The 14229-nt window shown below is 45.6% G+C and carries 13 protein-coding genes; 5 read left to right on the top strand and 8 right to left on the bottom strand.

The annotated features are described in order from the left end of the window. Positions 1 to 15 precede the first annotated feature (15 nt). Positions 16 to 600 (top strand): peptidoglycan DD-metalloendopeptidase family protein, encoded by a 585-nt coding sequence (locus QTP81_RS07415; RefSeq protein ID WP_289364719.1) that lies wholly within the window; start codon positions 16 to 18, stop codon positions 598 to 600. Between the two features lie 11 nt (positions 601 to 611). Here the strand turns inward: QTP81_RS07415 and QTP81_RS07410 are convergent, their stop codons facing one another. After that, positions 612 to 1451, bottom strand: a complete 840-nt coding sequence (locus tag QTP81_RS07410) for a cation diffusion facilitator family transporter (protein WP_289364718.1) — start codon at positions 1449 to 1451, stop codon at positions 612 to 614. Between the two features lie 125 nt (positions 1452 to 1576). Between QTP81_RS07410 and QTP81_RS07405 the strand changes: the two genes are divergently transcribed. Beyond that, positions 1577 to 2302, top strand: a complete 726-nt coding sequence (locus QTP81_RS07405; protein WP_289364717.1) for a hypothetical protein — start codon at positions 1577 to 1579, stop codon at positions 2300 to 2302. Here the strand turns inward: QTP81_RS07405 and QTP81_RS07400 are convergent. The 5 genes from QTP81_RS07400 to QTP81_RS07380 all read right to left on the bottom strand — a co-directional run bounded on the left by QTP81_RS07400 (position 2292) and on the right by QTP81_RS07380 (position 8733). Beyond that, entirely contained in the window at positions 2292 to 3560 is a 1269-nt protein-coding gene (locus tag QTP81_RS07400) for a sensor histidine kinase (RefSeq protein WP_289364716.1), read from the bottom strand. The genes QTP81_RS07405 and QTP81_RS07400 overlap by 11 nt on opposite strands. Before the next feature lie 18 nt (positions 3561 to 3578). Next, the gene (locus QTP81_RS07395; protein ID WP_289364715.1) at positions 3579 to 4274 is read right to left on the bottom strand and encodes a response regulator transcription factor; all 696 of its coding nucleotides are present in this window, start codon (positions 4272 to 4274) and stop codon (positions 3579 to 3581) included. A gap of 45 nt (positions 4275 to 4319) precedes the next feature. After that, on the bottom strand, positions 4320 to 5450 hold the full coding sequence (locus tag QTP81_RS07390; RefSeq protein ID WP_289364714.1) for a type 1 glutamine amidotransferase domain-containing protein: 1131 nt from the start codon (positions 5448 to 5450) through the stop codon (positions 4320 to 4322). 69 nt (positions 5451 to 5519) lie between these two features. Next, positions 5520 to 8018, bottom strand: coding sequence for an ABC transporter permease (locus QTP81_RS07385; RefSeq protein WP_289364713.1), 2499 nt, complete (start codon positions 8016 to 8018; stop codon positions 5520 to 5522). Then, a complete protein-coding gene (locus QTP81_RS07380; protein ID WP_289364712.1) occupies positions 8011 to 8733 on the bottom strand; it encodes an ABC transporter ATP-binding protein in 723 nt (240 codons plus the stop codon). Before QTP81_RS07380 ends, QTP81_RS07385 begins: the two co-directional genes overlap by 8 nt. Positions 8734 to 8887: 154 nt before the next feature. On the opposite strand from QTP81_RS07380, the gene QTP81_RS07375 reads away from it, so the two are divergent. Together QTP81_RS07375 and QTP81_RS07370 are read left to right on the top strand one after the other, a co-directional pair. Continuing rightward, entirely contained in the window at positions 8888 to 10129 is a 1242-nt protein-coding gene (locus QTP81_RS07375; RefSeq protein WP_289364711.1) for an aspartyl protease family protein, read from the top strand. Between the two features lie 113 nt (positions 10130 to 10242). Further along, positions 10243 to 10554, top strand: a complete 312-nt coding sequence (locus QTP81_RS07370; protein ID WP_289364710.1) for a hypothetical protein — start codon at positions 10243 to 10245, stop codon at positions 10552 to 10554. A 27-nt stretch (positions 10555 to 10581) separates the two neighbouring features. Here the strand turns inward: QTP81_RS07370 and QTP81_RS07365 are convergent, their stop codons facing one another. Together QTP81_RS07365 and QTP81_RS07360 are read right to left on the bottom strand one after the other, a co-directional pair. After that, positions 10582 to 11274: a toll/interleukin-1 receptor domain-containing protein gene (locus QTP81_RS07365; protein WP_289364709.1), complete on the bottom strand. Its 693-nt coding sequence runs from the start codon at positions 11272 to 11274 to the stop codon at positions 10582 to 10584. Next, entirely contained in the window at positions 11264 to 12211 is a 948-nt protein-coding gene (locus QTP81_RS07360) for a hypothetical protein (RefSeq protein ID WP_289364708.1), read from the bottom strand. The genes QTP81_RS07365 and QTP81_RS07360 overlap by 11 nt, the downstream gene beginning before the upstream one ends. Before the next feature lie 242 nt (positions 12212 to 12453). On the opposite strand from QTP81_RS07360, the gene QTP81_RS07355 reads away from it, so the two are divergent. Next, positions 12454 to 14091 (top strand): serine hydrolase, encoded by a 1638-nt coding sequence (locus tag QTP81_RS07355; RefSeq protein ID WP_289364707.1) that lies wholly within the window; start codon positions 12454 to 12456, stop codon positions 14089 to 14091. Positions 14092 to 14229 lie beyond the last annotated feature (138 nt).

The following is a 14229-nucleotide window of genomic DNA, read 5'->3' as shown; positions in this document are numbered from 1 at the left end:
ACAAGGAGTCTGCGCGTGATCGCATTCGAATCATTTGAATTTGCTGAAGTAGTGCGATTGCCTGCAGACTACGCAGTGCTAGATATGTCTAAAGGCCCGATGGAATTACCAGTTGCAACCGAATATGCAATTGGCAAATACAACGAGCACCGCCCGGACATCTACAATGCAGGTCAGTACCAAGGGGTACGCGATAACCACATTGGCATCGATATCTTTGCACCAGAAAATACCGAAATACGCAGCTTTTACGACGGCGTAATAAGCCAGCGTGCCTATAACGATTTGCCCCTTGATTACGGGCATACTCTGATCGTCGAATATGACCTCGGTGCCACCAAACTCTATGCGCTCTACGGTCATTTAAGTAAAGCTTCATATGAGCATAATCCACCCGGGAAAGTAGTTAAAAAAGGTGAAGTGTTTGCATGGATGGGCAACCCGCAGGAAAACGGCGGATGGCCAGTTCACCTGCATTTGCAATTGAGTTACGAAAACCCTGACGTATGCGATATGCCTGGAGTGGTTAGTGCAGAAGATTTACCGCAGATGCTAGCCAAATACCCGGATCCACAGTTAGTGTTAGGTAAACTCTATTAATTTACAACAGGCTAGTTGGGTTGCGGCTCTACATGCACTAACACGCGTTGAACCTCTAGCTTTTTGGCTAATACCCGCTCGACTTCATCTGCAATTTTATGTGACACCTGAGTAGTCAGCGTTGGGTCCACGGTGATGGTAATTTCCACCACCTTTTCTTCCCCCAAAGAGCGCGAACGCACGGTACTTACAGTCTCCACGCCGTCTATTGGTAATACCGTATCCAGCACGGCATCACGGCTCACTACCGCTTGATCCACCAATACGGGGATCGACTGCACAAACAGCTTGTAAGCCATACCTAGTACAATAATGACGATCACCACAGCAACCACTTTATCAATCCAGCCAAAGTGCATGATTGCGGCTTGCCAACCAATAATAGCTGCAAGGGTAGTCAATGAGTCAGCATAGGTGTGCTTAGCATCTGCAAGCAGTAATTTCGAATTTAGCACTCTTCCCCAATAACGCTCAAACAGGCTGATACCAACACTAGCGACGAAACTAATAAGCATGATCCAAAGCCCAAGAACACTTTGCTCCACCGGCTCGTTATCGATGGTAAAGGTGTTGATCAGCAGTTCAATCGCTACCGCACATAACAGCACGGCAAGAATAAAAATACCGAGAAATTCAAATTTACGATGGCCATAGGGATGGTCCAAATCTGCGGGTTTATTCGCAATTCGCTGCAGTAAGTAGGTGATGAGGTTATTGATTAAATCGGTAGCAGAATGGAATGCGTCAGCCAGAATGGCCATAGATCCTGTGTGCAACCCCACAATTGTTTTTGCGGTTGTGACGAAGGCATTAACCAAGCCCTCTATTACCAATACTTTAGCTACATTCACGTACAACGAGCTCCATACCCCTACTCCTTTCAGATTAGCACATAAAAGAAGCCAACCAATTCACATCAGTTTCACACTAGCCAAAGCAAAATCATTGATACCGTTAATCAGTAAGAGATTTATCCATGAGATTTTCGCTAAAACTTTTAGCCATATGCGTAAGCGTTGCGCCTTCAGCAGTTGTCAATGCAGTGACCGAATCACAGCTTGCTGTAGATCAGTTTAAAACCACCATCGACCAAGCGATCAGTAATTTTGAAGCGACCCAACTGAATCAATGGTCGTTCCAAGTCAGCCGTTATGAAAATGAAGAAGGTGATGAGACCAGCAGTATCGAACATTTTAACCCGCAACGGGTAAACGCGTCGCAATGGCAACTACTTGCGCTCAACAATCGCGCTCCCAGCGCTGATGAACAACGCGATTTTCAGCAGCGTAAGCAAGATTCCAATAGTAATATCTCATTGCAATTAAGAGAACTGATTCAGACAGATAGTTTGACTGTAATCTCTGAAGATAACGCCTATATTAGAGCTTCATTTGATGTGTACCTAGAGCGGCTTGGCGCTGATGCATCAGAATACCTACAAGGTATTTTGGCGTTTGCCAAAGATGGCGAGTTTATCGAACAGATTACGATCACCAACACCAATAGTTTCTCGCCGATGTTTGCCGCCACCATCGATATGCTTGAGCTTAATCTAGCGTTTGTGAAAATCAATCAATCGATATTAACCCAAAGTGTAGAGCTTGAAATGCAAGGCAGTTTCGCGCTATTTACTGAGATAGATGAAGTGTCATCAGATGTCTATTCAGACTATCAATTTATCGGCAGTTGCCTTAACTGCTAAAATGTAAACTCACCAGTGTGCCTGAGGTGCTTTGCACCTCTAACTGCCAACCTTGGTGTTCGCACAAGCGCTTAACGATCGACAAACCAAAGCCCAGACCGGTGCTTTGCTCACCTTTAACACCGCGCTCAGTCACAGATGCTGAGATATCGGGCTGGATCCCCGGACCCGTGTCGCTCACGAGTAATGCTTGGTCTTTAAATGAAATCGATACTTGCCCTTCAAGGGTGTACTTAAACGCATTGCCAATCACGTTATCTAAAATCACTTTTAGTACGTTGGGCTCAGCCAGCACTTGAACTTGGCAACTATCGTCAATCTCCACGTCTATGGCTTTGTCTTCAAGCAACAGGCGATTATCCAGAACTGTGCGCTCTAGAATCGGTAATAAATCTATAGACTGAGCATTTAGTGCGCCATGCTCTTCCCTTGCAATCATGAGCAGTGTTTGTACCGTTTGCTCCATTTGTTCGGCGGCGTGATAAATGCGCTGCAGTGGTTGGCTCTCATCTTTACCGGCGCTGAGTTGAGCGACTTCAACAGCATTTTTAATCACCGCCAATGGTGTGCGTAACTCATGGCTTACATCGCGAGTGAAGCTGCGCTCACGCTCCATCGCCGCGGCAATTCGCCCCAATGTATGGTCCAGCGCATGGGCTAAAATACCGACTTCATTCCTCGGAAAATCGTTAGCAAAATCTTTCGGCAAAGTATCTAACGCTACGCCATTAACCAGGCTCGCCAATTGATGTAATGGTCGTGTGGTACGTCGACCAATAAGCCATGCGATTAAACAAGCAATCACGGTAACTATCACACCGCTGATCACTAAAAACTGGATAATACCGCCGCGAATAGGCCGCACTAGTAGCTGCTCGCTGACTTCAGCCACTAAAAAGGTGTTGGGGTGCTCCTTGAATCGATACAGATGATAGTGCAAACCTTCGTTACCGAAAAATTCTTTGCGTTGCGGCTCTTCAATCGCAATAGCGCGAAAGTCATCAGGTAAATCATCCAACGCAAAAACCAGCTGCATATTCGCGCTTCTCGGTGTTGGCCAACGCCCCGTCTCGCTAAATCCTTGCGTCAAATAATCCGCTTCCTGAACCACCCCTCGCTCAATAAAGGTATCTTCTAAGGTGTACATCAGCGACAGCGAAATCAGCCCGTAAATGCCGGAAATAATGAGGGTAAACAAGCAAAACCGCCAAATAATCCGGCGGCTTAAACTGTGAAACTTAGGTACTGCTCGGGTCATAGTATCAATGCCTGTTGATCAGTTTTCATCAATGGCGAGGGTAAAGCCAGCGCCAAATACGGTCTTAATTAAAGGCTTAGCAAACGGCTTATCAATCACCGCTCGCAGTTGATACACGTGCGAGCGCAATGCGTCAGATTCAGTTGGTTCATCACCCCATAATTTTTGCGTAAGCTCTGAACGGCTAACCACTTGCGGATAAGCTTCGGCCAGTATCGTTAAGATTTTAAAGCCCATACTGCTGACAGCCAGCGCAGTGCCATCGCGACTAGCAGACTTGCGCTTACGATCGATCACTAAAGGCCCCAAGGTTAACTGGTCACTGGTTTGCAACCGGTGACGTCGCGATAAGGCTAAACAACGCACTTCAAGCTCTTGCAGAGAGAACGGCTTAGTTAAATAGTCGTCCGCGCCAACCTTAAAACCGGTGACTTTGTCATCAATACTGTCGCGTGCAGTTAGCATCAAGATTGGAATATGTCGGTCTGCTTTCTCGCGCAAGGCACAGCAGACTTCTATACCGTCCATGGCGGGCAGATTTAAATCGAGGATGACTAAGTCGTAGTAGCTCTCTAGCGCTAAGTCTAAGCCTTGATCACCGCGCATAGCGAAATCAAAAATGTGACCTTTATGCTCCATGTATTCGGCAATATTTTTGGCGATATTGACCTCGTCTTCGACCAAAAGTACATGTAAACCGTTTGACTCTGTCATCCTGCAATCCTATCTAAGGCTTCTATCCTGACTTACCGATTAAACTTACTGTTTCAGGCTCGCCAACAATTGCTGAGCGGGTTCAAAATCTGGATGTTGGGCCAGAATTTTTTCAGCAGTCTTCTGGCTCGCAATGGTATCACCCAATAGCTGCTGAGTTTTAGCAATCTGAATATCAAGGTTAGGGTTATTAATAGCCTCTTGTGCCACCAACATCAATGCCAGCGCTTGTTGTTGCTGTTTTTCATCCTCAGCTTGCTTGAGGTAATAAAATCCATACATGCCGGCCAATGCCAAATGATAACGCTCTGGATCTGTGCTCAGTTGCTCCAGCGCCTTTTCATCACCGCTCAAAAACTCTGCGACCTGTGCTAGGGTCAAATCGTCACTAAAGCGTTCCACAGGTTGCACAGCAATCCCCATAGCTTCAAGCATTGCTGTAGCCACACCTACAGTGGATGAGGGGTTTTGGCCTGTCACTAAGCGATCATCAACGGCTACATGTTCGAGCATAATATCAGACGACTGGAACACACCACCGCGCTCGGTCAGTTTATCTTCCAGCAAAAACTCAAAGTGTGGCAACCACTTCTTGCCAAACAATTGCTCTTCATCGTTGGTGAAACCATTAATGCGTTTACCGGCAACCAAATATTCGCCATTAGAAAGCTCAACATCCACCAATGCAGCGGGGCCATGGCATACAGCAGCAATAACTCCTTGCTGTTCATACACGTCAGCGATGATTTGCTGCAAGGCAGTATCTTTTGGTAAATCAAACATTGCGCCTTTGCCGCCAACTACGAATACTGCGTCATAGTCGTTGGCATCTAGCGAGCTAATCGCAAGCGTGTTGTTCAGCTTGGTCATAATCGCGCTATCTGCCAGCACTTGGGCGTTAAACGCCTTGTTCGGATCGTATTGATCAGCTTCTACCGCGCCACCATGGGGACTGGCTACATCTACGGCTAGGTTATGCGCTTTAAAGACTAAATAAGCTTTGGCAAATTCATCAAATTCATAGCCGGGTTGCTCCTCGCCTTGTGATTGCCCATAACCACTCACCACCATAAGCACAGTAGTGTCTTGTTGTGTATTGGTTGTAGCATAAACTTGAGTAAAACTGGCACTGAGTAGCGTAACAAGCGCCAACACTCGGGTAATGAAATGTCGCATAAAGTATCTCCTTTGTTAGTACAGGTTTACTCTATGCGACGGTGCGTGAAACGAATGTGAAATGGGCTTCTACTCTGCCAATAATTCGCGGACCGAACTGCTCAAGCTGTTGCGACTGGCCAAATGGCCAATGGCTATTACTATCACCATGATCACTAACAGCGTCCCCGCTAACCAAATAAAGTCAGGTGCGTAAGGGAGCGAAAACTGTGATTGATAAATCAGTACCCCCGCCAACCAGGTACCAAACATAGCACCAGAGGCGGCGATCCCTCCGGTAAGCGCCCACTCAATGAGGTTAATGTGTAAACAGGTGCGTTTGGGTAAACCAAAGCTCATGATCACACTATTCTTCTTGCGCTCTTGGCGCTCATAAGCCAATACCGACGACACAATTACAATACTCGCCAAACAAATGATCATCATTGCAAAGCCGCTAATAATCTGCGTAACCAAGGTCAAGGTATTGTCAAAACGCGCCATCATTTCACGCATAGACACCATTCGTAACGTCGGATGTTGCTGCCACAAATGTCCCAACGTAGAAAAGCTGTCTTCATTGGTTTCAATACTGGCCATATAGTAATGCGGCGCACGCAGATACTCGATAGCCGCTGTGGGCATTTGCACCCAGAAGGTAATTGAGCCTGCGCCTGACTTGTAGGCGTGGCTAGCAACAATTGTAAAATTAACCGCTTGCTCGCCCACCATAAAGGTCAACTGATCGCCAATCGTTAAGCCTATGTCGGTCATCACCTCTTGCTCAACCGAAATCTGTTGCCAGTTCTGTGACCTTTGCGTTTCTTGGGGAGCTATGCCCCACCACTGCCCGTTGATCACGCGATTATTACTCGGCACCACATCGGTCCAATGCAATCTAATTGAACGCTTGAACGTGGCTAAACTTTCACTCGGGCGAGTTGCAAATTCATCTAACGATTGCTGATTTACGCGTATGAGTTTGGCGTACATAAATGGTTTTTGCTGGCGCATTTCGCCGTCTTGCTTCAAGACCCATGACTCAACGGCCTGCATTTGCGTGCTGTCGGCTTGTGAAACAAATAAATTGCCATCGTACTGACGCTGATATTTGTGCATGGTATTGCCCAAGTCACGCAGCAGCATCAGCGTAAAAAGCAGCAAAAATGCACATAAGCCAACGCCCATAATTTGCGTAGACTTACTCACTATGCGCTGACGCATCATGAAGGTCGCAAAAGAAAATAAACCTGAGTATCGCTGAGTTAGCTTTTCACCTAGAGTTAAACTCAGCCAACTCACCAGCGCAATCAATGCTACACACGCCGCCATTGAACCCAACACCATGGTTGTTAACAAGCCATTGTCGGAATATATTGCCGTGACTACCATTAAAACGACAATAGCACTGCCTAGCGACACAATAGCACGCTGTGGATGCGGTAAGTTAAACACTAACTGCCTAACCGACGCTTGCTTGAGCGACAACCAAACCGGCAACTGAAATACCGCCAACAATAGTGCACAAGCGCCAAAGGCCAGCCCAGCCGTTGCAAAATTAGGCTGCCAAGTAAGATTACTCAGCGTCGCCGATAACCAATCCACAATCGCAAAATGGCATAAAGTAGCAATCACCAAGACTATCGGCAACAACGACGCAATATGCATCAACCACTTATAAATAGACACTTTGAGACCTTCAAAACGCGACGCACCAACGCTCATACAAACCGCACTAAAGTGCTGTTCTTTGCGAATTTGAATACGCGAGACTTGGTAAATCGCAATGGCCGCCATAAACAGTAATATCACTGATGCCAAACCGATAAAGTTTTCCGTGCGCTGCCAAAAAAGCGCCAGCGGATGCGAGCCTTGGCGATGACGGAACTCCGCGCTAGGCAATTGCTGTTGCTGCCAGGTGAACAGCTGATCAATTTGCGCTTTATCGGCATTCAGCAAATAACGGTAATCAATAGTATCGTCGGCAAATCCCAACTGAGTAAAGTCTTGACGATTTACCAATGCGCGCATATCCACGTTATGCCCTTCCATTAGGCGGTCGGGCTCGTGATGCAAAATGTGGGTCACGGTTAGCGGAGTATCAGTAATTGTCAGGATATCACCAACGGCAATTGCAAGCCCTGACGATAGGCGAGGATCTAGCCAAATTTCACCGGGGGCTGGCGCAAATTCAGCGCTATAAGAGGCCTCACTTTGACTATTAGAAACTTGTACCTGTCCTTGCAACGGGTAATTTTCATCGACAGCTTTAAGAGATACTCGCTGCCATTTGTCAGCATGGGTTAAGGTTGTTTTTAAACTCTGAGTATAAATCACTGCACTACTGGTTTGTTGCAAATAAGCAAACTCATCTGCACTTAATGCACCGGTGTGAGTTACCACAGCATCAGCGCCCAACAGATTCGCCATATTGTGCTCAAGTTGCTGTTGTACTGATTGACTGGTTAATGTGAGCGTAACAATGAATACCATCAATATAGTTTGAGTGGCCTGCAATACGCGTTGATTTACGGTACGGCCATCTTCTAAAAACAGCCGCCAAGCCAAGGGTAAAATAGGTTTATGCATAACGCTTACTCCCGCGCTCAACAGTGTGCTCTGCTCTTTGCTGTGCACTCACCCTCTCACATTTTCCCGCATTGAAACGCAACTGGTGTTGGGTTTGTTGGGCTAACGAGTCACTATGAGTTACCAGCACCAAGCCAGCACCTTTGTCGCGACAGCATTCAAACAATAGATCAGCAATTTCACCGGCACTATTAGCATCTAAGTTGCCTGTTGGCTCGTCGGCAAAAATAAATTTAGGATTAAAAACCAACGCTCTGGCAATCGCTACGCGCTGCTGTTCACCGCCACTTAGCTCGGCGGGTTTGTGCTTAAGCCGGTGACCCAATCCAACTTTGTCGAGCCACTCCTTGGCAATTGCCAACGCCTGTTTATGACCGCGTAACTTAAGTGGCAACGCCACATTATTTAACGCATCGAACTCAGGGAGTAAGTGAAACTGCTGAAAGATAAAACCAATCTCAGAACGAATGTGGCTAATTGGTTGAATGTGCCCTTGATTGCTGTACACAACTTCACCAGCAGTTGGTTGTTCTAGACCTGAAGCAAGCATCAATAAACTCGATTTACCTGAGCCAGAGGGCCCGGTAATCGCATAAGAGTGACCTTGCTCAATCGAAAAAGTTAAGTCCGCAAATAAACTCACGCTGTGTTGATGGGTAACAAATGATTGACCGACCTGGTGTAATTCGATCAGTGAATGGCTGTGCGATGACATAAATCTTGCTCCTTTTCTAGCGTGGCAACAAGACTAAGACGAAGCAAGTGAAATAGATGTGAAAGCCAACACTCGTTCATTTCACATTTGCTTCACAGCTTTTCATTTAGCATTCCGACAAGTAAAGAATTCAGACGTTTCAAAGGGATCGCCTATGTTTAAATCCAAACTGTTTTTATTGATTGTTTTTGCGCTACTTTGCAGCAGCTTAAGTGGCTGTAATGTTGTTAATTCAATGCGCATGATGCAAATAAACTCAAATGTTCAGCCGCAGTTCAGCGGACAATCACGCGTCGCACTAGAAGCGCTTTATGCCGGTGAAAAGCCTTATGTGTACGCAACTGTTAACGGCGAAAGACTGTTGTTCTTATTAGATACTGGCGCTCGTTTTTTGATTTTAATGGATACTCCTAAGGTACAACGTTTGGACTTACCGCGCGGCTTTGACTTGGCATTGAGTGGTTGGGGCCAGGACGGTAAAAGTCAGGCTTATCAAACTGAAATCCAGCGCATTGACTTAGGCGGTGTTGCCTTTGACGGGATGAAAGCGGCGATGATCCCAGTTTCTCAAACCAACTATTATTTACGCGAGGATGAAGCGATATACGATGGCGTAATTGGCCACGATATGATGCGTCACTTCGCTTGGGAGTTTGATGCCAACGCCAATACCATTTATCTCTCTGCAGATGCTTACCAGCCCGAGGAAAATGCACAAATGCTTGAGATGAGCAGCTTTATGAGCAAAGTATCGGTTACTGGCACACTCGCGTTTAACGACGATGTTACCGTGACTGAATCATTTATTATCGATACCGGCAGCCGCCATTATGTTAAGTTAAGCACCGCTTATCCTGAGGCCAATGATATTGCCATTACCGGTACCCGCGTGCGCGCCGCTGACTTTGGTTTAAGTGGTAAAGTCGAGCACGATCGCGTTAGCCTACCGCAGTTAACACTTGGTGATATCGCCATTGAGCATGTAAAAGTCAACCTTATCCCCAGTGACGATGAAGATGATTGGTGGATCTTGGGCAATGCGCTGATGAATCAGTTTAAGACGGTTGTTGATTACACTAACGATGCGTTTTATTTAGTACCGCAAGAACCTTACGTCACCGACTACAACCTACTCGGTCTTGAGCTACGCAAAATCCGCAGTGGTGAATTTGTCGTACGCTACGTCTTCCCTAACCTGCCGTCCAGCCACTTTGACATTCAGGTCGGCGATATTGTCACGCAAATCGATGGTAAGCCAGCAGCACTTATAACGCTTAGCGAATACAACGATATTGCCTCAATAGCAGGCCAACACAAATTGTGTATTTCCCGCGATGGGCTTTGTTTTAACGTGATTACTGAAGAAATTGCAGGGTATTCGCTCAAGTCCAAATGAAAGGCTACTAGTTAAATCAATCATTGATTGGAGCTTAATGTCGATTAGTATAACTGGAAGTGCCATGTTTAATGATAATATACCTTCAGGCACTGGCACAAAGAGAGATATTCATGACACAAATTTATGCGTCAACAATGCTATTTACCACAGAGGACGGTCAGGTAATCTGTAACTATATCTATATAGCCGACGGTAAGTTAATAAATCTACCCGTCGGTGACCATGCATTAACCGACGCTTTAGAAGAACAGTTCAACCGTCCGATTTATTCACCTCACCATGAAGTACACGCAGAGATCGTTCCGAGTGAGAGACCGGAAGACTATCTAAAGTCGTTGCCATACCTGTATAACGGCTCATACTACAGAGCGACCTCTCCTAAATGGATCGACATAGAAAGTGTTAAACAGAAAATAAGTTAGATCACAAAAAACCGTGACGCAGGGACGCTATCTGACCCATCGTTGCCAAAATAGGTTAGAAAAAACAAAAAATGCCAATAGAAAAAGTGCCCCACTGAGCATTGGGCTGCCGAAGAATTTACCTAACGCCCCCCCGATTGATAATCCAATAACAAAATCTAGAAAAACAAAGAACCCAATGGCGCTCAATAGCCCCGCACCTATAGCCTTAATTTTATCCCCAAGACCTGATTTGCTAAAGTGGCTGTCATTGAGGCCAAAGATACTTTTTAAGCAATGTTTTAAGTCATCATTGAACCGAGAATGACGTATTTCTAGCGCATGTATTTGACTGATCGCAAGTGCATCATCAGGAAACTCTTGAGTGCTAGGCATTTTGGCGTCGTTAATAAGGATTGGATAAACGCGTTTGTTAGCGCGAAGAGCTTGAGCCACCTCTAGACGAACAAAATCATCGTCACTCAGTAAACGATTTTCTTTATCTGCTTCTCCCAACCATTTAGGGCCAATAAGCACAAAGACGTAATCTGACTCATCGATGGATTTTATGATTTGCTGTTTGAACCGCTTCCCCTCTTTAAGCGTTTCAACATCCATGAAGACATTTACGTTGGGAAGATAACGCTCAATAGCATCCTTAATCCGACCGGCTACCGATCCCGTATCGGCTCGCCTGTAACTGATAAATATACGTTTGGTTTTTTTTTCTTTATTTAACATTCCAAATTCTGGCCTTTAAGAGATGTTGCCTAGATTGCAATCTACCAGGAATAAGCTGCGATATATTAGTTCCTTCAGTCCGCTCACAATTTTCACAGCCTTTCTCAAATTCATAAATTAGCGCATACACTTTATGGTTGTCGGTTAAAGCCGTATTTGCCGCTCTATTATCTATTGCAGGGTTACCCTGCGAAATCCACAATTCAGCTTGCTCGGCGATAGTGGCATCATTGCTCCATCCCGGGAAATCATGTGCGCTTATTATGAATACGATCACCCTGTAATACCCATTTTCAGCCTTAAAAAGAGATGATAAATAGTCAGCTATGGAAAACTGCCGACCTTCATTTACCCTCACGGCCCAGCGCTCGGAAGGTGGGAATGGCTCACCATCTTCGCTTATCTTTTCCAACCTAGTGACCATAACAAACCCATCAGGCTGTTGGGGTATCGAATAATAACCGATATCAAAATACTGTCCTCGCTCTAGTAAGATTCTCAAAGTCTTATCCAAGCCACCAAGAGTTTTAGTTTCATTCTCCAAGCTAAGTTCAGAAATAGGAATCAAAGTGTACGCTGAAGGTCTTGGGGGTGGCCATTGAAATCTCGGATTAGAGGTATATTGATTCGCCGCAGCCAGGTCATCCCCGCCCCCAAATATTCCAGACGGAGGTGGAGTGTTAATATCCCGTTGCTGGCCACCTGGGCGCTTGGGCTTTTGCGGAACCACAGGCTCTACAATTTCTCTATTAACGCCATTGTTTGCTGCATTATGCGTAGCGGCGCAGCTAACAACTAGTAATGATAAAAATAGCATTATCAAGATTGATGGGCGCATATATGAACTCACTATCGTCAAGGTATACTTATCAAATAATATTAATTTACTTTGTAAACAGTTCAGTTTGACCGGACAAATATTTTTTGAGGTTATCATACTAGTTAATTCAAGGTTACAAAGCCTTTCTAAATGAACTGCGATTAGCTCTACCCGTGACGCACAGTGTTTTAGAGTGACGAGTGAGGAGATTATGGGATATTCGGTGCGCTAATATGCATAAGGGTTACAACGATAATATTTGTGTGTAGCCCATTATATTTCCTTACATTTGTTAAGCTGTGCAAGCTGTCATTATCTGTAAGACTACGCCTGTGAAAATAATGGATTTAGATGCAGCTATGTTTAAAACAATGCTTCACAAGTGTTGCTTAGCAGTTCTTTCAATAGGGGTTTTAGTTGGCCAGTCATTTGCGCAAACTGACATGGAGCTCACCTACCCTAATCAATACTGGTCATATTATGCCTCGCCAGAGCAAGCTGGGTTTATTCCTGAACGCTTGGCAAAGGTTGAGAAGTTTTACAACCGGCGAGCGTTTGCTGGGCTCTTGATTGTTAAAGATGGTGCCATAGCCGTTGACTGGGGCGAAAACAGTCGCAGATTTCTAGTTCACTCGATCAGCAAAAGCATGCTAAGTGCGCTGTATGGTGTGCATTCTGCAGATATTAACCTGCGAGCGACCTTGCAGGATATAGAGATAAACGACAACGGCGCTCTTACAGCTGAAGAGCGCTCTGCAACTCTATTAGATATTCTGTCATCTCGTTCAGGCGTATATTTGCCTGCTGCCGCAGAAGGCGGGCAAATGTTAGATAACAAGCCCGAACGCGGCCAATATTCCCCAGGGACTCATTGGTTCTACGACAACTGGGATTTCAATGTCGCCGGCACTATTTATACTCAGCTCACCGGTGAAGCAATTCCTCAAGCTTTCGCCCGTCATCTTGCCGAGCCCTTGCAAATGCAAGACTTTCGCGACTTTGATGGCTATGCCGTAACGAGCGGATCAGAGCACCAAGCCGATCAGTTCCGCATGTCTTCACGCGATCTGGCACGACTCGGACTGTTGTATTTGCGCAATGGCAATTGGCGAGGGCAACAATTGATCCCCCAAATGTGGATTAATGCCAGTACCCGCGCGGTTAGCGAAACTAATATGGGCAATAAATTCCCGCCTCATTACGGTTACATGTGGTGGGTAAATGATGATGGTAGCTACAGCGCCAGAGGTGTTGGCGGGCATACGTTAGCCGTTTACCCTGAACGTGATCTAGTGGTTGTATTGCGCACAAATACTTATCTCGAGCACTCTGTTTCTGCACGCGCAATTCGGAAAATACTCGAAGGTATTGTATCGGCTTCTGAAGGTAAGCCAGCGAGCCAGCCAATGCTGACAATACGAGAGGATAATAAAGCCACTCCTCAAGCCTTACCGAGTCGCTTTCAACACAAAGAGTTGAACATCTCGCTTGAGAATGGCCAAGTGGTTAGCTTGAATTCAGATGACCAACATATGTTTGTTGATTTAGGCACCGGCAAGCTAGAGCTAAGTTATATTACCGATAATCAATTCACCATTATCGACCGACAAGAGCCAGTGGAAGTTAGTCTAAATGCCAATAATCAGATCATTGACTTTAGAACCCCCCGATTGTTTTACCTTCGAGCGGCTCTTGCCGCACAACAAGGTGATTTGGATACAGCCTTAAATTGGGTCAAAGAAGTGCTGGTTATGCAACCATACTCAGCGATGGCTTATACCAATATGGCAAGGATCTATATGGCTATGGGTGATAAAGCAAAAGCCAAAGAGATGGTCGATGAAGCACTTAAATATGATTCGGATCACAAACAAGCCAACGGTTTAAAGCAAACCATTGCGATTAAACAATGGTTGTTCCCCGTTGTTGCTGCTCTGGGAGCTGGGATCTTGCTGATTATTTTTCTTGTCATCCAGAAACGTAAAAGACCCGCGTAAATAACTAGACCTTACACAGTTATCAAAATGGCATGGTGATATTTGAGGCTAGCACCACACCAAATACATTAATCACCACTAGTTAGATTAGAGGTTTCTTGTTCAGTTAGGAATGGCTCTTTTAGACAAGGAGCCGAC

This window comes from Neoalteromonas arenosi (assembly GCF_030362855.1).
GTDB classification, from domain to species: domain Bacteria; phylum Pseudomonadota; class Gammaproteobacteria; order Enterobacterales; family Alteromonadaceae; genus Alteromonas_E; species Alteromonas_E arenosi.
Note: the sequence above shows the minus strand (reverse complement) of the source record. Positions and strands in the feature narration are given on the sequence as shown.